The sequence below is a fragment of the Arcicella rigui genome, from assembly GCF_034929435.1.
Classification (GTDB): domain Bacteria; phylum Bacteroidota; class Bacteroidia; order Cytophagales; family Spirosomataceae; genus Arcicella; species Arcicella rigui.
The window spans coordinates 105,967-126,986 of record NZ_JAYFUM010000009.1 but is presented as its reverse complement, the minus strand read 5'-3'; the positions used below and the strand labels follow the sequence as shown (position 1 = coordinate 126,986).

14 protein-coding genes and 1 tRNA gene are annotated in these 21,020 nt (G+C 35.0%); 7 read left to right on the top strand and 8 right to left on the bottom strand.

Annotated features, from left to right (window positions below; translation table 11 throughout):
• Window positions 1–32: 32 nt before the first annotated feature.
• Together VB248_RS09325 and VB248_RS09320 are read right to left on the bottom strand one after the other, a co-directional pair.
• Window positions 33–1,784 carry an OmpL47-type beta-barrel domain-containing protein gene (locus VB248_RS09325; RefSeq protein WP_323296497.1) on the bottom strand — a complete coding sequence of 584 codons (1,752 nt, stop codon included), beginning with the start codon at window positions 1,782–1,784 and terminating at the stop codon, window positions 33–35.
• Complete coding sequence (locus VB248_RS09320) at window positions 1,774–3,537, bottom strand: ATP-binding protein (protein WP_323296496.1); 1,764 nt, start codon at window positions 3,535–3,537, stop codon at window positions 1,774–1,776. The genes VB248_RS09325 and VB248_RS09320 overlap by 11 nt, the downstream gene beginning before the upstream one ends.
• A 445-nt stretch (window positions 3,538–3,982) precedes the next feature.
• Between VB248_RS09320 and VB248_RS09315 the strand changes: the two genes are divergently transcribed.
• A complete protein-coding gene (locus VB248_RS09315; protein WP_323296495.1) occupies window positions 3,983–5,950 on the top strand; it encodes a tetratricopeptide repeat-containing sensor histidine kinase in 1,968 nt (655 codons plus the stop codon).
• Window positions 5,951–6,076: 126 nt separating this feature from the next.
• Here the strand turns inward: VB248_RS09315 and VB248_RS09310 are convergent, their stop codons facing one another.
• The 6 genes from VB248_RS09310 to VB248_RS09285 form a co-directional block, all read right to left on the bottom strand.
• Entirely contained in the window at window positions 6,077–6,307 is a 231-nt protein-coding gene (locus VB248_RS09310; protein WP_323296494.1) for a hypothetical protein, read from the bottom strand.
• A 292-nt stretch (window positions 6,308–6,599) separates the two neighbouring features.
• On the bottom strand, window positions 6,600–7,775 hold the full coding sequence (locus VB248_RS09305; protein WP_323296493.1) for a class I SAM-dependent rRNA methyltransferase: 1,176 nt from the start codon (window positions 7,773–7,775) through the stop codon (window positions 6,600–6,602).
• A 63-nt stretch (window positions 7,776–7,838) separates the two neighbouring features.
• Entirely contained in the window at window positions 7,839–8,735 is an 897-nt protein-coding gene (locus VB248_RS09300) for an EamA/RhaT family transporter (protein ID WP_323296492.1), read from the bottom strand.
• Between the two features lie 179 nt (window positions 8,736–8,914).
• The gene (gene hemH / locus VB248_RS09295; protein WP_323296491.1) at window positions 8,915–9,979 is read right to left on the bottom strand and encodes a ferrochelatase; all 1,065 of its coding nucleotides are present in this window, start codon (window positions 9,977–9,979) and stop codon (window positions 8,915–8,917) included.
• Between the two features lie 135 nt (window positions 9,980–10,114).
• The gene (locus VB248_RS09290) at window positions 10,115–11,251 is read right to left on the bottom strand and encodes a DUF4249 domain-containing protein (protein ID WP_323296490.1); all 1,137 of its coding nucleotides are present in this window, start codon (window positions 11,249–11,251) and stop codon (window positions 10,115–10,117) included.
• Window positions 11,252–11,296: 45 nt separating this feature from the next.
• The gene (locus VB248_RS09285) at window positions 11,297–13,723 is read right to left on the bottom strand and encodes a TonB-dependent receptor (RefSeq protein WP_323296489.1); all 2,427 of its coding nucleotides are present in this window, start codon (window positions 13,721–13,723) and stop codon (window positions 11,297–11,299) included.
• 675 nt (window positions 13,724–14,398) lie between these two features.
• Here VB248_RS09285 and atpA point away from each other — a divergent pair.
• From atpA to VB248_RS09255, 6 genes are all read left to right on the top strand, one after another.
• The gene (atpA, locus tag VB248_RS09280) at window positions 14,399–15,976 is read left to right on the top strand and encodes a F0F1 ATP synthase subunit alpha (protein ID WP_323296488.1); all 1,578 of its coding nucleotides are present in this window, start codon (window positions 14,399–14,401) and stop codon (window positions 15,974–15,976) included.
• A gap of 102 nt (window positions 15,977–16,078) precedes the next feature.
• Complete coding sequence (gene atpG / locus VB248_RS09275) at window positions 16,079–16,966, top strand: ATP synthase F1 subunit gamma (protein ID WP_323296487.1); 888 nt, start codon at window positions 16,079–16,081, stop codon at window positions 16,964–16,966.
• Window positions 16,967–17,159: 193 nt separating this feature from the next.
• On the top strand, window positions 17,160–17,996 hold the full coding sequence (locus VB248_RS09270; RefSeq protein WP_323296486.1) for a DUF2911 domain-containing protein: 837 nt from the start codon (window positions 17,160–17,162) through the stop codon (window positions 17,994–17,996).
• 513 nt (window positions 17,997–18,509) lie between these two features.
• A complete protein-coding gene (gene hflX, locus VB248_RS09265) occupies window positions 18,510–19,766 on the top strand; it encodes a GTPase HflX (protein ID WP_323296485.1) in 1,257 nt (418 codons plus the stop codon).
• Between the two features lie 97 nt (window positions 19,767–19,863).
• A tRNA-Arg gene (locus tag VB248_RS09260) sits at window positions 19,864–19,935 on the top strand.
• A gap of 59 nt (window positions 19,936–19,994) precedes the next feature.
• Window positions 19,995–21,011, top strand: a complete 1,017-nt coding sequence (locus tag VB248_RS09255) for a glycosyltransferase family 2 protein (RefSeq protein ID WP_323296484.1) — start codon at window positions 19,995–19,997, stop codon at window positions 21,009–21,011.
• Window positions 21,012–21,020: the final 9 nt, after the last annotated feature.

Below are 21,020 nucleotides of genomic sequence, written 5' to 3'. Positions count from 1 at the left end.
TTTTGACGGCTTTTTGATTTTGAAAATTAATGTTACTTCCCAGTTAAGAAACTAACTTCTTTTGAAGATTGATTTCCCAAGTAGTCTGTTCCTACAATTTTGATGGTATATTTTGTATTTGGTTTAAATCCATTCACGGTAGTAGTGTACAATTTCGCTGGCTGACCATTAATACTATATGTAATAGTTTTTAAGCCCGCCAAAACGTCTGTTCCTGCCAGAGAGAAGCCAACTTTTGAAGGATATACTTCTAAGCCTTGTTTGCTACTGATACTTCCTACGGTAAAGAAATTGAATAATTCTGGGCCTTCAATATCACTAATAAATGTAAAGGCAGCTACATTACGGTTGTTTACATTGTCATAACCGAAGTATTCAAATGTATGAACGCCCTTTTGTGTCATTTTGATTGGCGTTGTGTAATCATTCTCAATCAGCTTACCATCAAAACTATATGTAACTTTTTGTAAACCAGATTCTGGGTCAACAGCATTTAGTTTAATAAAATTGTTTGGTCCTAAAAGCATCGTGTCTCTTCTAATCACAACATCACCAATAATTTCATGCGAGAGCGTAGGCCCTGTCAAGTCAACATATACTTTACTTACACTGTGTTTGTACTCTTCATAACCAACTCCTGTTACACCCGTAGTTTGATTATCTAAATTATCAATTGAATAGTAGCGAATGCTGTGTAAACCCGAAATACTTGGCAAATAGAACGGATTGCTATAAGTAGTAAATGGCTGATTATCAATAGCATATTTTACTACTTTAACGCCTACTTTATTATCAATGGCTGTTAATTTTAATTTCGTTTTTCCAGAGAAATAAATGATATTATTGGCAATGTATCTATCTCCCAAAATATCAGCAGCCATCAAAGGTGAGCTTTTATCGAGAAAGAAATCGAATTTTTTCTCTGGTTCTTGGTTATTGACATTATCCGTTGAATAATACGCCAAAGTATGTTGTCCTTCATTTAATGCCGAAAATGGAATCGAAGCACCATCATAAGGAACATAATTCCCATTATCAAATTTGTAGTAAGTTTGTTTCAACCCAGCAATGCTATCAACCATATTGAAATACATTTTACTGGTAAAAGAAACTGCTTTTTCGTCTGTAATACCATTTACGTTCAAATTGGTAAACGGCGGAGTATTATCTACCGTAAAAATTTGCTCTTGTACTTTTCCTGCATTTCCTACACGGTCACTGGCGAAGAATTTAAGCGTATAATTGCCCTGAGTTGATAATTTTTTCTCAGTGTGATATACTTCAAAAGGACTACTGTTGATTGAGTAGAAAATAGATTCAACCCCACTGGTTTTATCAGTTGCTTGCAAATTGAAATTGACATAAGGGCCATAAAAAACTTTTCCAGTAGCATTAACATATTTTCTGAAGCCATTATAAAAAGTAACGCCCGTTTCTGGGGCTACACCATCGGCATATACTTCTAACATTACTTCTTGCAAGGGCTTCACAGGTTCTTTGGTAACAGGGTCAACTGCGTTTTTAGAACGAATGAAATTAACGCCTTCGGTATCTAAATAAAAAGGTACAGAGTACTTTTCATTTGAAGATTTTTGTAAAAGTTGTTCAGCGTGGTCGGGGGTGGTTGAAACCCAAATATATACTGGCAATTTTTTGTTCCAGTATAATTTACCTGTTGAATTATCTTTAAAATACTTTGGTTTGATAGTTTGGGCAGTTTGTGCCGAAGCATTAAATGCCAAAGCTGCCAAAATCATTGATTTTAAAATGTTTTTACGAATCATGGTTTGTATTCAAGGTTACAGTAATGGTAGTTCCTACGTTTTCTTCACTGGTGACAACAAGGCTACCACCGCATATTCTTATAAAGTCGTTGCAAAGTACAAGCCCAAGTCCTGTTCCTTTTTCATTATTAGTACCATAAGTGGACTTATTGCTCTTTAAGTTAAATAAGGTTTGCACTTTTTCAGCACTCATGCCTACGCCGCTATCAATTACTTTAAATTCTAATAAATCGTCACTTAATCTTTTTCCCGTAATGGTTACTGTTCCTTCTGCTTTTGTGAATTTTAATGCGTTTTGAATTAAATTTCTAAAGACAATCTTGGTCATTTCTACATCAGAATGAGCCACCAAGCTTTTAGGTACTTCATTTTTAAGCGTAATGATTTTTCCTTCGGCTATTCTTTGTAAAAGATTTACGTTTTCTTCTACTACTTGGTTTACATTTACGGCTTGTAGTTTAGGCGTAAGTTCAGCCATTTGGGTTTTTGCCCAGTTCAATAAGTTGTCTAATATATTAGAAATCTGAGAGTTTTCAATGTTCAATTGTTCCAAAATCTCTTGAACATCTTCTGGAATATCATCAAATTCTTCTAAAATCATAAAGAAACTCTTCAATGAACCAATTGGTCCACGAAGGTCGTGTGCGATAATTGAAAAGATTTTATTTTTTACATCATTTGAAATCGCTAATTGCTCTTTTTGCTTGGCGATTGCGATATTTTGTTGATGTAATTGCTGATTCTGTTGTTTGATTTTTCTACTGTTCAAATAAATAATCGTAGCAATAATTAATACCGCTAAAGTAATGATGATTGCTATCACCCAAACATACCATCTTTCTTTTTTAAGAATATCGGCTTCGGCTTGTTTGGCTTGTGCTTCTGCTTCTTCTACTTTAATCTGTTTTTTTTGAAGTTCTACAATTAATTCTGCCTTCGTAAAATTTTTATAAAGTTCTTTGTAAGCATTATTTTTAATCCGAAGTAACTCTTTACTTTCTTCTAATTTCTTCTCGTTTTGTTGAAGCTCAATTTCTTTTGTTTTGGCATTCAACTCTGCAATTTGCTTATTGAGGCTTTCCTTTTGCAATTCATAATCCAGTTTTTCAACTTTATTTTTTTGTTCGGCATCATGGAAAGATTTATACAACTTAAAGTATTTGATAGATTCATCAACGTTCCCCATTTTTTCGAAGGTTTCGCTCAACATCGCATAGGCACTCGACATCTCGTTTGAGTTGTTGACTTCCCTTGCTAAACTAAGTGCTTCTTGTAGGTCTTTAATGGCTTCATTGTATTTTCTTACGTTGTTATAAACTACTGCTCTATTTTTTAGAGATGAGATAATACTGATGGGTTCTTTATTGATGCGTCTGGCGGCAAGTGTCAGCGAAAAGTGATACAAGGCTTTTTCGTAATCTTGCACATCGGCATAGAGCATTCCTAAATTGTTGTGAAGCATCGCTACGCCGTTGCGGTTGTCAATGGCATAGTTAAGTTTCAAACTTTTTTCATAAAAACTGATGGCTCTTTTATACTGATTGTAGTTCCAGTAAATGAAGCCAATTTCATTCATCATTCTGGATGCTTCTTTTAAATTATTAGCTTGATTGTAGGATTCATACAAAGCTTGGTATTGAGCTACCCGCCCTGAGTCGCTACGATTCAGAGGAAGTACCTGTGCCTTTGAAGGAAGACTAAAGGCGAATACAAGAATGTATAATAGATTTAATAGTGGCCTATTCAAATACATATTGAGAATATAAAAGAAACTTCATTTGCAAAATTAAGGCTTTTATACTACAATTTTTTCTTTTAAGTCTTTTTTTCATGAACACCACTTCAAAAAGTACAAGAATGCAAGCGAATTTATAGGATTTAATGAATATCTATTTTTTTAGCAAGATATTTGCTCTTGGTATTTTCTGAAATAATTGCTGTTTTTTAAGATTCACCCAACCTTTGTTTTGACTACTTTTTTTGATAATATTTTTATTTTTTACATCAAATAAAGCTCATTAAACTTGTTGATTTAAGACATTATGTATAAGTTTATTTGTGGAAGTACACAAGAAGAATGATTTCTTCTCGCTTGTCTTACAGCATTTATTGGGTGATACATGCTAACTAAATAAATCAAATACTCCTGTTCAATGGCTTTTGACTATTTTAGTTCTGAATAGGTTTAATTTTAAAATATGATAAACTTGATTTATACTTTACCGATTTTTCTGAGATTGAAACAAAAACTTATCATAAGTTTATTTTCAGCGATAATATTGGTATTGATGTTGAATGAGAATCTATTGGCTCAATCTGAAAATATAAAGTCTTTACATGAAAAGCTTAAAACAGCTAAAAAAGACACGGATAAAGTAAATGCTTACTACGCTCTCTCAAAATTTTATTGGAATAGAAACTCCGACAGTGCTTTATTCTTCGCCCAACAGTCTCTAACCCTTTCAAAAGCATTAGGTTTTCAAAAAGGCATAGCCCTTGCTAATATTTCAAAAGGGTTAGCCTTAGTTTCAAAAGCACAACTTCCAGAAGCCTTAGCGTATTACTTTGAGGCATTAAGAATAAGTGAAGAATTAGGGCTAACCGAAGTGCAAGGAAATGCCTTAAACGCTATCGGAATTGTTTATGCTCAATTAAAAGATTTCCCTAAAGCTCTCTACTTTTACAAGAAGTCTTATAAAATTGCTATTCAACAAAAAAAGCCTGACAAACACAGGATTCATAGTGTTTTGGTAAACATTGGCGAAATTTTTAAGGATAACTCCAAATCCGATTCTGCCATTGTTTATAATCAAAAAGCCTTGAGCATTGCCACTCAACTAAAAGACTCACTGGGAATCGCCATAACTCTTTACAATATAGGTGAAAATTTAATGATTCAAGGGAAGTATCCACTTGCTCTAAAATACATTAATAAATCATTGAGTATCGCCACTGCAACTAAGGATGTAGAGGGAATAGTTTATTGCCATAGTGCCTTTGCCCTTATCAATTACTATACAGGAAATTATCAACTAAGCTTGTATTATGGGAAAATGGCATTTGAAGAGAATAAACAACTTGGGATTCAGGAGCTTGGTCGTGTGATTGATAATACTTTGTATATGACCTATTTAAAAATGGGTGATTATAATAAAGCTCTTTACTTTAGAAATCTTGAAATTGCTCTCAAAGATTCTGTGATTGGCATTGAGCGGTCGAGAATGATTGCAAAAATGTCAGTGATTGAGCTCGAAAAAAAGCAGCAGCAAGTAGATGGTTTACGAAATGAGAAACTAATTGACCAAAAAGAACTTGCAAACATCAAACTCAAACGTGATTTTATAACTGTTTGTGCTTTGTCTTTACTATGTATTGTAGTTTTTTTAGTAAGAAACTATCTTGCTAAACGAAAGTTGATACTTAAACTTGAAGAACAAAACAATGAGATTGTAGAGAAGAATAAACATTTAGAAGAACTTATCTTAGTTAGAAACAGAATGTTTTCTATCATTGGGCATGATTTACGTGGGCCTATACATTCAATCAAAGGGATGATGGAGATGTTGGGAATGGAGGAATTGGATGAAGAAGAGAAAAAGTTTTTTATCGAAAAGGCTTCCCAAAGCTTGAATGTTACCGCCAATTTGATTGATAATTTATTGTATTGGGCGAAAAGTCAAATGGATGGTATGCAAACTAAACCCACACATTTTGATATTCAAAAGTTAATCAAACAAAACATTGCACTTATTGAAGGTAGGGCTTCAGATAAAAAGATTGCCTTACAAATAGACGAGCATGCAGAAGACTTGACGGTTTTTGCTGACGAAACGATGATTGATATTGTCCTTAGAAATTTGATTGAGAATGCGGTAAAGTTCTTAAATGCAGGTAATTGTATTACTATCAAAGCTCAATTACAAACTGAACAAAATGAAGTGATAGTTTCGGTAAAAGACGATGGCGTAGGTATTGCATTAGAGGCTCAAGATAAGATATTTAATAAATATACTTCATACTCTACTTATGGCACTAACAAAGAAAAGGGGAGTGGTTTAGGACTTTTACTATGTAAAGAACTTGTAGAGAAAAATCAAGGAAGAATTTGGTTTGAAAGTAAACCAAATGAGGGAACAAGCTTCTTCTTTTCGATTCCTGTTGCTTAATAGCCTATTATTATTTTCCTAAAATAGCTATTTATCTGCATAGAAATTATCAATTTTTAGCATCAATTGCTCATTGATAAATCCTTAATCATCAATGTTTTATCAGAATGCCTTCTTGCTTCAATCTTAATCGCCAATGTTTAACAAGAATTGCTTCTTGATTAAATCTAATTCATCAATGTTTAACAAGAATTGCTCATTGATTGAGTCTAATTGGTTAATGTTTAACAATAATTGCTCATTGATTAAGTCTAATTGGTTAATGTTTAACAAGAATTGTTCATTGATTGAGTCTAATTGGTTAATGTTTAACAAGAATTGCTCTTTGATTAAATCTATTTTATCAATGTTTGACATAAATTGCTCATTGATTGAGTCTATTTTATCAATGTTTGATATGACTTATTACTTGATTGAGTCTATTTTATCAATGTTTAACATGAATTACTTCTTGATTGAGGAAGAGTAATAGATGTTTGAATGGAAGAGCTTTTTGAGAGTAGTAAAAACCTTAATGTGAGGTATAAAAATGTTTTTGTGATAGCACAAAGTACATTTGTTTTAGACAGAGTAAAGCTTTTTTGATACCTACATCTTTTAGCTTTACCCTGAATAAATATTGATAAGCCCGAATGGCTCATTGAGGAGGCTATTCTACATATAAAACCAAACCTTTTAAGTAACTTCCTTCAGGATGAAAGAAATTGACAGGGTGGTCTGCTGGTTGCGTAAGGTGATGTAATACTTTTGCTTGTCGTCCTGCTTCTAAAGCCGCCGAAACCACAGTATTATAAAACAATTCTCTATCTACCACTTGCGAACAAGAGAATGTAAACAAAATTCCCCCTTTTGCTAAACGCTTAAAGCCTTCTGTATTCAATCTTTTATAACCTTGGATAGCATTATGGCGAGTTGCTACATTTTTAGCATAAGCTGGTGGGTCGAGAATGATAAGATCATAGAACTGGTCGTTCGCTTTCAAGTACTTCATCACATCTTCTGCGTAAGCTTGATGATTTAATCCTTCAAAACCATTCGCTGAAATGTTCTGATTGACCAAATCAATCGCCTTTTGAGAAACATCTACCGAATGCACCAATTCTGCACCAGCTCCCAAAGCATACATTGAAAAACCACCCGAATAACAGAAAGAATTTAATACCTTTTTGCCTTTAGAATACTTCGCCAACAAAGCCCTATTATCTCTTTGGTCGAGGAAGAAACCCGTTTTTTGTCCAGTTTCCCAATTAATCATAAACTTAAAGCCATTTTCAAGCACCGAATGTGGCACTGGGCAAGCTCCAAACAAATAACCATTCTGCACAGATGCCGCAAACTGATTGGGAAGTGTTTCATGCGATTTATTGTAAATCGCTAACAACTTATCGCCATAAACTTTTTGAAGAGCAAGAGCAATTTTGTCTTTTTCAAGGTACATTCCGATACTGTGAGCCTGAAAAACCGCAACACCATTATAAAAATCAATGATAAGACCGGGACATCCGTCGCCCTCACCATGAATTAAACGGTAACAATTGGTCGTTTCAAAATCAATTAATTGACGAACTTGGTAGGCTTTTTGGATTTTTTCAAACCAAAAGTTTTCATCAGAAGTAGTTTCTTGAAAAGAAAATATTTTAACGGCAATACTTCCCTCATGATAATGTCCGGTAGCCAAATAGTTTTTATGTGAATCTAACACATCAACCGCTTCGCCATCGGTAGGACTGCCAATAATTTTTGCAATAGCACCCGAGAAAATCCATGGGTGAAAACGTTTCACAGGATTCTCTTTTCCTGCTTTTAATATTATTTGTGATTTCATGCTGTAAAATTACAGATGAAAAATGGTTTTAAATTTTTGTTGAATAGCTTTTTTTAGAAATGCTTACCAATTTAAACTTTGGTGAGAAATCAAAACAATCGCAAGAATTGCCAATAATAAACCAATTTTATTGAGTGAAGAGAATTTTTCTTTGAAAAAAACAAAAGCCACCAAAGCCGAACCCACAATTACCCCAATATTGTACATCGGCAACACAAAAGCACCATTGTTTTGGTATTGGTCTAAGGCTTTTAGTAAGTAATAAAAAGATAAGAAATTAGGAATCCCCAATGGAATAGCGGCGATGATACTTTTTGGGTCAAAAACCTCTTTTTGTTGAATCAATCTTAACAATAAAACCGAACCGCCCGCCACAACCGAGCCAACCAAAATCGTAAGCGTAAAAGGAATGGTTGTACCAGCCTTTGTTACATAAGTAGCATTCAGATAATTAAAACTTGTGTTCGTAATGCCGTACATTGTAAACACCGCCACAGGCAACCACCAGTATTGATTGAGTGAAGAGGCGTTTTCGGAAGGTGCGTCTTTCTTTACCGTACTTAACACAACCGCTACAATCGCCAATGCCAAACCAGTGTAATTGAGAACATCAAAAGAGGCACTCATTTTCAAAACTATCAAACTAAAAATCACAGGAACAACCAGCGACATATTATTTGCCAAAGAGGTAGTAGCCATCCCGATTTTTTGTGTAGAAAAACCTGATAACATAAAAGTAATCACAAAGCCTACGCCCAAAAGCATGGCTAATTGTGTGGAGGTTTCGGAGAGATTTAAACTAAAATGTTGGTCTTTAGGAAGAAACAACAAGCCTGTAATGATACAAACAGGATAATTAAGAATGATTGCCTGAAAAGTATTGACCTGAAAACGTGGGTGCAATCGAAAATTGATGAGTAAGAGTACAGAAAAGAAAATACTGAGTAATAAATATATCATAAAAGTGATGAGTTTTGAATTATGAGTTATGAATTTGGACTTGTCCTTGCTGGAAAGCAGACAATAAACTGTGGCAAGTAACAAAAAAAAGTTTTGATATATTTCTTCTCTTCAAGAATATATCAAAACTTTTTTGTTTGGTATTTTTAGCCTAAGCTTTTCAGTATTTGAAATGGTTGCTATGCTTTTTTTATTAAATCTTCTAATAAATCTACCCAAAGAGGAGAGTTGTTCAAGCTTTCAACCAATTGCCAATGTTCGCCGCCTAATTCTTCAAAAAGTTCTTTGTACTCTTCGCCGATTTCGATGGTAGTTTCTAAACAATCCGCCACAAAAGCAGGCGAGAAAACCAAGATTTTCTTTTTGCCTTTAGCTACCATCTCTTTAATAGTAGCATCGGTATATGGCTGAATCCAAGGGTCTTTTCCTAATCTTGATTGGAAAGTAGTCATATAATCACCTTCTTTCAAACCTAAAGATTTGGCTAAAAGACGAGTAGTTTCATGGCACTGAGCTCTGTAACAATATTGATTCATCGCATGGATGGTATCACAACATGAACCTAATTTACAAGTATTGCCCGTACAATCGCCTTTTCTGATTTGTCTTTCAGGCAAACCGTGATAGCTAAACATAAAGTAATCATACTCATGTTTTGCCATGTATTGCTGTGCGGCTTCTGTAAAGAACTGAACAAATTTAGGATGGTCGTAAAAAGTATTGACAAAACTAATTTCTGGAATAATCTGCCAATTTTTTACAATTTCCATCGTCTTTTCATATACCGAACCCGTAGTTGCTGAAGCGTACTGAGGGAAAAATGGAACGACAATAATTTTTTTATAACCAGCTTTTCTGAATGCTTCCAAGCCAGCGTCCATGCTTGGGTTTTGGTAACGCATCGCCAGTTTTACATCGTATTCAGTTCCTAACTGAGCTTGTAACATTCGCTCAACGTCTTCGCCATAAAACTTTAGGGGAGAACCTCTGTCTGTCCAAAGTTCTTGATACACTTTCGCTGATTTTGGCGAACGAAACGGAGCGATAATTAAATTTACCAACATCCATCTGAACACAAATGGAAAGTCAATTACTCTGCCATCCATCAAAAATTCACGTAAATATTTACGAACATCAGGCGTACTTGGCGAATCTGGAGTACCTAAATTGACAATTAAAACGCCAGTCTTAAAATGGTTAGCAATACTTTGCTTTGATGACAGTTGTGGTTCTTGTACTTGCATTGAGAGTATTTTTTCTACTATTTACGTAAGAAAGAATTTAATAGATTGTCATTAGACAACTCATTCAAATACAAATTTGTTCGATTTTATCTTTTCTGTAACGAAAATCAGTGGATTAATTTCTGATAATTTTACTTAATCACGCCAGCCAACAGGTTTAAATGGAGTACGATTGGAACTTTGAAAACACTGCACATATTCTTTACAACCAACAGCACCAACTGGACAAGAAAACACATCGCCATAAACAATATTAGGCGTAGGCGTTTCACCAGCAGGAATGCCAACCGACCTGTCGATATAGAAAACTTTAGATTTTACAGCATATACATCAAAAATACCAAGTATTTTTTCAGATGAATTAGTAGTTGATTTTACGTTGAAACTAAACTTTGTTTCAGCAGGCACATCAAATAAAGTACCGTTATTTTGAGTCTGAGCCACCAAACTTTGGTAATAATTATAAGAGTTTTGCGTAATAGACCTTTGTTCAAATTGTAGATAATAAGGCGTAATATCATCGAAAGGAATGCGAGCTACTCTTCTTCCAGTAATTCTTTTACCATTTAATAAAGCATCTGAAAATACATTTAAAGAAGTGGCATAAGTAATATCCCAACAATCGCCATCGCATTTATATTTTAGCGTAATGTCGGTAGGTACTCTTGGAAAAGTACATGAATTACTTCTGAAATCATAGTAGCCATTTGAACATACTTCGCAGATATAAGCTTTTTGGTAATGTCTCCAATACCATTGATAGTTATCGCCAAGGGTTTGAAAATCTTGAAAATCTACATAAACATTAAATCCTCCACGACGAGGGTCACCTTTGGCATAAATATCTTCTACTTCAAATTTTGTGATAAGATTTTCAATTTCAGGTGCGGCTCTCATCGTTTCTGGCTGCGAAACATATTTTCTTCCGTCACTTGTTACAATATTCAAAGTATAAGTACTTCCCACTTTTCCTTTAAAAGTACTTGAAGTGACATAATATCCTTTCTGAGTAGGGTCGCTTAGGGTTTCGACAGTTCCTTTTTCATCTGTAATAGTTACATTAGCGTTGATTACTGGCTGAAAATATCCACCCGAAATCTGATTGGACGACATATATAAATGCACAGTATGCGGGCCAGCTTGGTCAGTAAGCGAGGCTTCGATGGTAAAATAACTTTTGGTATTTACTTGTTCAAAGTCTGAGATAGGAGTAATACACGATGCTATCAAGATGATTAACAAGATAAAATATATTGGGAATTGTGTTTTCATAATGCTGAATGACTCTAATCTTGAATAAAATAGGATTGGAGATTTTTATAAAAATTTAAAATTGTATGTTAATGAAACCAAAGGATTGGCAAATACACTTAGCTGATACGGACGCAAGCCACCTCTGTAAGGTTTGAAAAATACCGAGTAAGCATTGGCTCTTCCATATAGATTATAAACGGTGAAAGTCCAACTGCCTTCCCAGCGTTTTTCTTTTAGGCTTGGATTGGTGATTGTCCAAGAAAAATCTAAACGGTGATAGTCAGGAACTCTGTCGTTATTTCGTGTTTCATACACAGGATATTTCTGATTGTTCAACTGGAAAAAACCTGATGGAGAAGAAAACGGGCGACCAGTATTATAAGCAAAAGTAAAAGAAAAACTGTGGTGAATAGTTGGTTGAATATTCAGCATTAGGTTTAAACTATGCGGTTTATCATAGTTTGAAGCATACCAATTACCATCCGAAATTTGTTGAAGTTCAGGAAAATCACCTCTTACTTGTTGTAATGAACGAGCATAAGTATAGCTCAACCAGCCACTTACTTCTCCTTTTTTCTTCGTAAGCATCAATTCCAGCCCGTAAGCTTTTCCTTGTCCAGCAATTACTTGCGTTTCAATGGTTTTATTCAACTGTAAATTTGCTCCAGAAATATAATCCAACACATTTTGTGTTTTTCTATAATAGCCTTCAGCCGATACTTCCCAAATATTGTCTTTGTAATTTTTAAAGATTCCCAATGAAACAAAATCACTGACTTGTGGTTTGATGTACTCGTCAGCAGTTTTCCAACGTGCCGTTGGGAGCGGAGTAGTATTATTTGAAAGAATCTGTATAAATTGTTGCATACGGTTGTAGCCCAATTTCATCGTACTATTTTCACCAAGCGAATACTTGACAGCGATTCTTGGTTCAAAACCACCATAAGCTTTTTCGATTGAACCGCTCGAAATCGTCTCTTCGCTAATTTGTGATGAAGTACTTCTTGGTACGCCTTCTAAATACTTGCGTGCCGTGGTAGGACCAAGATTTAAAAACTGAGCATATCGCAAGCCCGCTTGAATTGTTAATTTATCACTGGCTTTGTACTCGTCATCTACATATACGCCCAGTTCTAAAGACTGCTCATTGGGTAGTAAAACCGTAGCAATTCTTGATTGTACATCTTCATTAAGGCGTCCGGGAGAAATCTGATAATTGATACCACTGACACCAAAGTTAAGTTTATGTCTGTCGTTGGGGTTATAATCAAAATTAGCTTTTACGTTTTTGTAATTAATATGGTTGTAAAGTTCAATTCGGTTTACGCTATCAGGAGCAAAGGTTTTTGTTTTGTAATTACTCAAAACGCCTACAACTTCCAAACTCATTTTAGGATTGAAGTAATGACTCCAACGTCCTGAAATATTCACGTGTCCGTAGGTAAATTGTGTTTGTTTGGCTACAACGTTTTCCAAACTAAACAAAGAATCTACTTGATAAAAGTCTCTACTGATATAAGTCGAGAGCGAGAAAGTATTATTTTTATTTGGTCTGTAAAATACTTTTGTGGCTACGTCGTAAAAGTTAGCACGAGTATTTTTCATATTATCTGGTCCGATGAGTTTAAACCAAAAGTCATTAAACGAAACTCTACCCGCCGCTACAATCGAAAGTTTATCTTTAATAATAGGAATTTCGGCCATCACACGGTTAGAAACAAAACCAACACCTCCCGAAAGTTTAAATTTTTCTAAACTGGGGTCGGTCATTTTTATATCGAGTACAGATGCCGTTCTACCGCCAAAACGTGAAGGAACGCTTCCTTTGTAAAGTTCTAATTCTCGAATAGCATCAGAAGCAAAAACTGAGAAAAGTCCAAAAAGGTGAGTAGGGTTGAAGATAGGAGCGTCGTCGATATAAATTAAGTTTTGGTCTGTATTACCACCTCTAACATTGATACCATTTGAACCCTCACCAACCGACGATACACCCGGTAACGTTTGAAGTGAACGAATAATATCTACTTCCCCCATCATGGCAGGGAGTTTTTTGATACCTTTTATACTTAGTAAGGTTACACCCAACGAAGGCGTTTGAATACTTCTTCTCGTAGCTTGGCTCGAAACAATTACTTCTTCTAAAGTTTTAGACACGTCTTGCAAAGAAACATCAAACTTGGTATCATCTTTCAAAAGTACTTTTGAACGAAAAGGGTTGTAGCCAACATTAGTAATTTTAATGACATACTCGCCTTTGGGGAGGTAAATACTAAAACGTCCAGAAGTATCGGTAATAAAGCCAGATTTTTTATAATCAATAAAAATTGTTGCACCAACCACGGGTTCACCAGTCTTGGAGTCCGTTACTCTACCAGAAAGCTGAGGTAATTTAAACTCTGTATTTTGAGCGAGAAGTTGGTTCGAAAAAATGATTAAAAAGGAGCATAAAATGGAGTACTTGAAAAGTAAGAAAGGTATTTTTTGTTTCATAGTTTGAAATGAAAAATAAGTTTATCGATTATTTAGCTTATTTGTTTTTTACAAAGAACGACATTTTATGAAAAAGGACTAACATGACTTGTCATTCAGAGATACAATAAGTGAAATAAAAAAGACGAATCCTACAAAAGTGTTGATGTATTGACCCAAAAAAAGCGTTGAAATAAAATCCTGCCCGATTTATTTCAACGCTTTTTCAGAAAATTTAATTTAAAAAACTTGTTTCTACACAATTAGGAGTACAGCCACAAGCCAACAAAATTTACTAAACAAAACTACGATAAAATGAAATATAATTCAAATTGATATTTCTTATAATAAAATAGAAAAATATGATATTGATGTGGAAAATAAGCCTTGTGGAGGTATAAATGCGTAATCTTTGGGAAACTAAAGAAGTATTGAACGAATCAGTAAAATTAAAATCCCCAAAAAGTATAACATTTAAGCACTAAAAGTTAGTCATTTCATGGAATTGTGAAATTAGTTCCCTAATTTTGCATTTGAAAAAATGAGTAATTTAAGAATTAAGAGATTTAAGGGAGAACGTTTTGCCTTTTAAGATATTGTGACATTCAATAATATTAATTATAAAATGTTCCTAATCATTTCTACTTAATTTATATTGCTTTTCTAAGTTCAAAATCACAAAACAAACTTATTATAATGGCATCAGTCAGACCAGATGAAGTTTCAGCAATTTTGAGAGAACAACTCTCAGGAGCAAAGACAGAGGCTGAACTTCAAGAAGTAGGTACCGTATTACAAATCGGTGATGGTGTAGCCCGTATTTACGGACTAACGAAAGTACAGGCGGGTGAATTGCTCGTCTTTGATAATGGCTTAAAAGCCCTTGCTCTTAACCTCGAAGAAGACAATGTAGGTGCGGTATTGTTAGGGGATTCATCAGAAATCAAAGAAGGAGATACTGTTAAACGTACTGACGAAATCGCATCTGTGAAAGTTGGTGACGGTATCTGCGGTCGTGTTGTAAACACGCTTGGTGAACCAATTGATGGTAATGGCCCAATCACTGGCGAATTGTACGATATGCCTTTAGAGCGTAAAGCTCCGGGGGTAATCTTCCGTCAGCCAGTAACTGAACCACTTCAAACAGGTATCAAAGCGATTGATGCGATGATTCCAGTAGGTCGTGGACAACGTGAGTTGGTAATTGGTGACCGTCAGACAGGTAAAACAACGGTTTGTATTGACACGATTATTAACCAAAAAGAGTACTACGATGCAGGAACCCCAGTTTACTGTATTTATGTAGCTTGTGGACAGAAAGCTTCGACTATCAAACAAATCGAGCAAACTCTTCGCAAAGCAGGTGCTATGGATTACACTGTAATTGTTGCGGCTGGTTCTTCTGACCCTGCTCCAATGCAATTCTTTGCTCCATTTACTGGTGCGGCTATCGGCGAATTCTTCCGTGATACAGGTCGTGCTGCTTTAGTAATTTATGATGACTTATCGAAACAAGCGGTTTCTTATCGTGAAGTTTCTCTTTTACTTCGTCGTCCTCCAGGACGTGAAGCATATCCAGGTGACGTATTCTATCTTCACTCTCGTTTATTGGAGCGTGCGGCTAAAATCAACTCATCTGACGAAATCGCTCGTAGCATGAACGACTTACCAGAATCTATCAAGCATTTGGTAAAAGGTGGTGGTTCATTAACGGCTCTTCCAATCATCGAAACACAAGCGGGTGACGTTTCGGCTTATATCCCTACAAACGTGATTTCAATTACCGATGGTCAGATTTTCTTGGAATCAAACCTTTTCAACGCAGGTATTCGTCCAGCTATCAACGTAGGTATTTCTGTATCTCGTGTAGGTGGTAACGCTCAAATCAAGTCGATGAAAAAAGTAGCTGGTACTTTGAAATTAGACCAAGCTCAGTTCCGTGAATTAGAGGCTTTTGCTAAATTCGGTTCTGACTTAGATGCTGCTACTAAATTGACTATCGAACGTGGTCGTCGTAACCTTGAAATGTTAAAACAAGCTAACGGTGCTCCACAACGTGTTGAAGAACAAATCGCAATGATTTTCCTTTCAACTAAAGGTCTTTTAGATACTGTTGCTGTAAATAAAGTTCGTGAGTTTGAAAAAGACTTCATCAACGTTATGAACGCTACGCAGAAATCTACAATGGATGCTTTGAAAGCTGGCAAATTCGATGATTCTTTAACAAGCGTGTTAACTAAAGTATCAAAAGAAATAGCGCCGAAATATGCGTAATTATAATTTTCAATTTTGAATGATAGAATGATAGTGTTTTAAAATGTTGGTTTTGATACGCTATCATTCATTCATTCTATCATTCATTTATTAGAAAAGAGAATGGCTTCATTAAAAGAAGTAAGAAACCGAATAGTATCGGTAAACTCCACTCAGCAGATTACAAAAGCCATGAAAATGGTGTCGGCAGCGAAACTTCGTCGTGCGACAGACGCTATCACTCAGATGCGTCCTTACTCAAAGAAATTGACTGAAATGATTGCTACTGTTTCAGCCAATTCTGAAGGTGCTAAAGAAAATCCATACACTACTGTTCGTGACATCAATAAGGTATTAGTAATTGTTGTTACGTCTGACCGTGGACTTTGTGGTGCTTTCAATACTAACATCGGTAAAGCTGCTGTAAGTTTAATCAGCGAAAAATATGCGGCTCAACAAGCGGCTGGTAATGTTGAAGTTATGGCTATCGGTAAAAAAGGGGGTGAATACCTTGCTCGCCGTGGTTATAAAGTTAACACTGATTACGTTGATTTATTTACAAAATTGAACTTCGCAAACGTTCGTGTAGCTGCTGAAGCTGCAATGAAAGGTTTTGAAGAAGGAAAATACGATGTAGTTGAATTGGTGTACAACGAATTTAAAAACGTTGCTACTCAAATCTTGAGAACTGAGCAAGTATTACCAATCGTTGAGAAAAAAGATGAGCAAGTGAAGAAGGCTTCTTCAGTTGATTATATTTTTGAACCTTCGGAAGAAGAAATTATCAACGAATTAATTCCTAAAGCATTGAAATTGCAAATCTTCAAAGCAGTGTTAGAATCTAATGCTTCAGAACACGGAGCAAGAATGACAGCGATGGATAAAGCAACTGATAACGCTGGTGAATTATTGAAAGAATTGAAATTACAATACAACCGTTCTCGTCAGGCTGCTATTACAAACGAAATCCTCGAAATCGTTGGTGGTGCAGAAGCTTTGGCTGCGGCGTAATCATATTCAGCATAAAAGAAAACTCATTCTCGAAAGGAATGAGTTTTTTTATGTCCTTTTAGTTCTGAACGTTAATCATTTTAAAATTACCGTTTATCTAAAATTCCACAACTCAATAATTTTGTAGAAAAAGCTTTGGACAAAGATTTTGTATCTTTACTGAGTTTAATTTTCAATAATTCCACAACTTCTCATGAAAAAAATATTGTATGCTATTGTAGCTACTTGCTTCATCAATGCCAACGCATTTTCACAATCAGTAAAAACGCCCGCTCCAAGTCCTACACAAACAATCAAGCAAGATTTTGCTTTGTCTGCTATCGAACTTACTTATTCTCGCCCGAATATGAAAGGTCGTGTAGTTTTTGGTGATTTAGCTCCTTATGGTAAACTCTGGAGAACAGGTGCAAACGCTGCTACTCGTGTTAGTTTTGGCGAAGACGTACAAGTAGGCGGTGTAGCCGTAAAAGCTGGTACTTATGTTTTGTATTCTATTCCCAACAAAGACGAATGGGAAATTATTTTGAACAAAGGTTTAAATAACTGGGGAATAGATGGCTATAAAGCGGAGGAAGATGTTGCCCGATTTAAAGTAAAATCTTTTAGCTTGGCATCGCCAGTGGAAACTTTTACGATTCAGATTGCGAATGTTATGCCTTCAAGTGCTGATATTCAGATTTCCTGGGAAAAAACAATGGTGTCGATTCCAGTTGTAGCTGAAATTGATAGCAAAATTACAAAGTCGATTGAAGTAGCGATGAGTATTGATAATCGTCCGTACTTCCAAGCAGCAAGTTATTATTTTGAAACAGGAAAAGATTTGAACAAAGCTTTACTTTGGGCTGATAAAGCTATCGAACAGTCGCCAAAAGCTTATTGGGTTGTACATTTAAAGGCTAAAATTCAAGCAAAATCTGGGAATAAAGTTGCAGCCATTGAAACTGCAAAAAAATCAATCGAATTAGCCAAAGAAGCTAATAATATGGATTATGTAGCTTTGAATGAAAAATTAATTGCTTCATTGAAATAGTCTTTACGCTAAATTTTCTAAAGCCTGTAAATGTCCTCGACGTTTACAGGCTTTTTTATGATAAATTTTTGTTAAATATTAGAAATATATTTATACCTTTGCACCACAAAATTTTAAAACGATTCTCTCAGAATCATTACTGACATGAAGCTAAGACAAATTTTCTGCTAAATTCCTCTCTCGGCTCTGCAAAATCCTGTCTTCATGGATATTGCCCTCCGAAAGGGCAGTTAAATCACCATCATTTCACTTTTATATTCAAACCCTTTTTTATTCAATAGTAATTTTTGAGTATCCTTCATACTGAGGAAATTTCAAGCATTCAATGAATAGACAAGGATGAATTTTATTTCAATAAGAAAATGTCAATTCAAACCAAAAAATAAATTTATCTTACCGATGAAGATAAATTTCTAATGTTTTTCAATAGATCTTTCAAAATTCTATTTTTAATTTAAAATTGATACTTCGGGTTTCAAGCTAAAAATGTGAAGTCCAAGTAATAAAAAATATATGCACAATACAGAAGAAGTTAAAGAAACAGCCGTGTTGGTGGCTGTTCAGACACAAAAACAAACTGCCGAACAAACCAAAGAGTATTTGGATGAGTTGGCATTTCTTGCTGATACTTCGCAAATCAATACACTTTATACTTTTACCCAAAAATTAGAAAAACCAGATACTCGTACTTATGTAGGCAAAGGCAAAATGCAAGATATTATCGCCTTTGTAGTGGATAATGACGTAGATATGGTAATTTTTGATGATGACCTTTCGCCTGTTCAAATTAGAAATATTGAAACAGAATTTGCGAAATTTCAGCATGAAGTAAAAATACTTGACCGAAGTTTATTGATTTTGAACATTTTTGCGATGCGAGCTAAAACCGTTCAAGCAAAAACACAAGTGGAATTGGCACAACAACAATATATTTTACCAAGATTAACCCGTATGTGGACTCACCTTTCAAAACAAAGAGGTGGTGTAGGTATGCGTGGGCCGGGTGAAAAAGAATTGGAAACTGACCGTCGTATTGCTAATGATAGAATTGTGTTTTTGAAAGAAAAACTCAAGCAAATCGACAAGCAAGCTTTTACTCAGCGAAAAAATAGAGATAGAATGGTTCGAGTTTCTTTGGTAGGTTATACAAACGTAGGAAAATCAACCTTGATGCGAAGATTAGCAAAAGCCGAAGTATTTGCTGAAAATAAATTATTTGCTACGGTAGATGCCACAGTTCGTAAAGTTACTTTTGAAACGATTCCATTTTTACTTTCTGACACGGTAGGATTTATCAGAAAACTACCAACAATGTTGATTGAATCTTTTAAATCAACATTAGATGAAGTACGTGAAGCTGATATTTTATTGCATGTTGTTGATATTTCGCATCCCAATTACGAAGAGCATATTGAAGTTGTAAACTCTACTTTGGCGGAAATTGGTGCTGCCGATAAACCAACAATTCTGGTTTTCAATAAAATTGATTTATTTTCGACAGAAGAAATCGTAATAAATGATTGGGAAATTGGTTCTGGCGATGAGCCTGTCAACCAACAAATGAGAATTCAAAGAGTAACAGAATTTTTGAAAAACTCTTATATGAATCATCCTCAGCCTCAAACAGTATTTATTTCGGCAGAACAAAAAGAAAATATTGAAGAACTAAGAAGTACAATTTTGACGGCTGTAAAAGAAAAACATATTCAGATTTTCCCGAACTGGCTGAATGAAACACATTATTCAGTAGAGGAAGTCGAAGAAGAGTAAAGCATTAGATATTCATTACTTGCCTTGATTATTAAATACTTTTTAGAGAAATTTGTAAAAATACAGATTCAGTAAATTTTATTGAATCTGTATCAATGGCACCATAGTTCAACGGATAGAATAGACGTTTCCTAAACGTTTGATGTGGGTTCGATTCCCGCTGGAGCCACAAGCCTAAGTATTCAGAGCAAACGAGTGTCAATTGACTACTCACAAACCTAATTTCTCTTGAAAACTCTATCAATTGCCCTCTGTACATATAACGGAGGTAAATTTCTGCGAGAACAACTCCAGAGTTTAGCTAATCAAACACTGCTTCCTTTTGAAATTGTAATAACGGATGATTGTTCTACGGACAATACAGAACAAATTGTGGAAGAATTTAAGGATGTTTTAAGAATTAGATTCTACAAAAATCCGAGTCCACTGAGGGTCAATAAAAATTTTGAGAAGGCAATTTCGCTTTGTAAAGGTGATATTATCGTACCTTGTGACCAAGACGATATTTGGCATCCAGAGAAACTTTCTACTATTTGTCGGTACTTTAAGAATAATCCTACACAGTTGACTGTATTTTCAGATGCAATTTTAATAGATGAGTCGGGAAATTCGCTTGGAAAAACATTTTGGAGTGTAGTACGATTTCATGCTTTACAAATTCAGCAATGGAAAAATGGTTATGCTTTTGATTTACTACTTCATGGTAACCGAACAGCGGGTTGTATGATGGCTTTCAGAAAAGAATTACTTGAATATACTTTGCCTTTCCCTACGCATATTCCAGAAATGATACACGATGGTTGGCTAACGATAATGTCAGCCATGTTTAATCGTTTGGGAATGATTGAAGAAACACTCATTTCTTATCGACAACATCAGTTTCAACAAATCGGAACAAGACCCAAAGAAGGAGGGAAAGTATTGAGTTTAAAAGAGCGTTTTTCTCGATCAAGAGCTGAAAAAATAGCTCCCTTTGTAGTGAAAAGAGATTATTTTTGTACTTTGAAAGAAGCTATTTCAGAACATTTAAAAAATGTAAATGACGAAGCCGTAAAGCAAAATTTTGCTAAAATCTCAAAAATTATCAAATTTTATGAGACCAGAGCCAGCTTACCAGCTTTTCGTTTAGCCAGAATTTTTCCTGTTTTAGTTATGCTTTTTAAAGGAATGTATCATACTTACAAAGACCAAGAAGCTGATTTAAAAGCACCTTACTTAGCCGCTATTGGCGATATTTTAGAATAGTAACATCAT

Excerpts from the sequence above, each read along its gene's own strand:
- VB248_RS09325 (WP_323296497.1), bottom strand. The coding sequence starts at position 1,784 with ATGATTCGTAAAAACATTTTAAAATCAATGATTTTGGCAGCTTTGGCA.
- VB248_RS09320 (WP_323296496.1), bottom strand. The coding sequence starts at position 3,537 with ATGTATTTGAATAGGCCACTATTAAATCTATTATACATTCTTGTATTC.
- VB248_RS09315 (WP_323296495.1), top strand. The coding sequence starts at position 3,983 with ATGATAAACTTGATTTATACTTTACCGATTTTTCTGAGATTGAAACAA.
- VB248_RS09310 (WP_323296494.1), bottom strand. The coding sequence starts at position 6,307 with ATGTCAAACATTGATAAAATAGATTTAATCAAAGAGCAATTCTTGTTA.
- VB248_RS09305 (WP_323296493.1), bottom strand. The coding sequence starts at position 7,775 with ATGAAATCACAAATAATATTAAAAGCAGGAAAAGAGAATCCTGTGAAA.
- VB248_RS09300 (WP_323296492.1), bottom strand. The coding sequence starts at position 8,735 with ATGATATATTTATTACTCAGTATTTTCTTTTCTGTACTCTTACTCATC.
- hemH (WP_323296491.1), bottom strand. The coding sequence starts at position 9,979 with ATGCAAGTACAAGAACCACAACTGTCATCAAAGCAAAGTATTGCTAAC.
- VB248_RS09290 (WP_323296490.1), bottom strand. The coding sequence starts at position 11,251 with ATGAAAACACAATTCCCAATATATTTTATCTTGTTAATCATCTTGATA.
- VB248_RS09285 (WP_323296489.1), bottom strand. The coding sequence starts at position 13,723 with ATGAAACAAAAAATACCTTTCTTACTTTTCAAGTACTCCATTTTATGC.
- atpA (WP_323296488.1), top strand. The coding sequence starts at position 14,399 with ATGGCATCAGTCAGACCAGATGAAGTTTCAGCAATTTTGAGAGAACAA.
- atpG (WP_323296487.1), top strand. The coding sequence starts at position 16,079 with ATGGCTTCATTAAAAGAAGTAAGAAACCGAATAGTATCGGTAAACTCC.
- VB248_RS09270 (WP_323296486.1), top strand. The coding sequence starts at position 17,160 with ATGAAAAAAATATTGTATGCTATTGTAGCTACTTGCTTCATCAATGCC.
- hflX (WP_323296485.1), top strand. The coding sequence starts at position 18,510 with ATGCACAATACAGAAGAAGTTAAAGAAACAGCCGTGTTGGTGGCTGTT.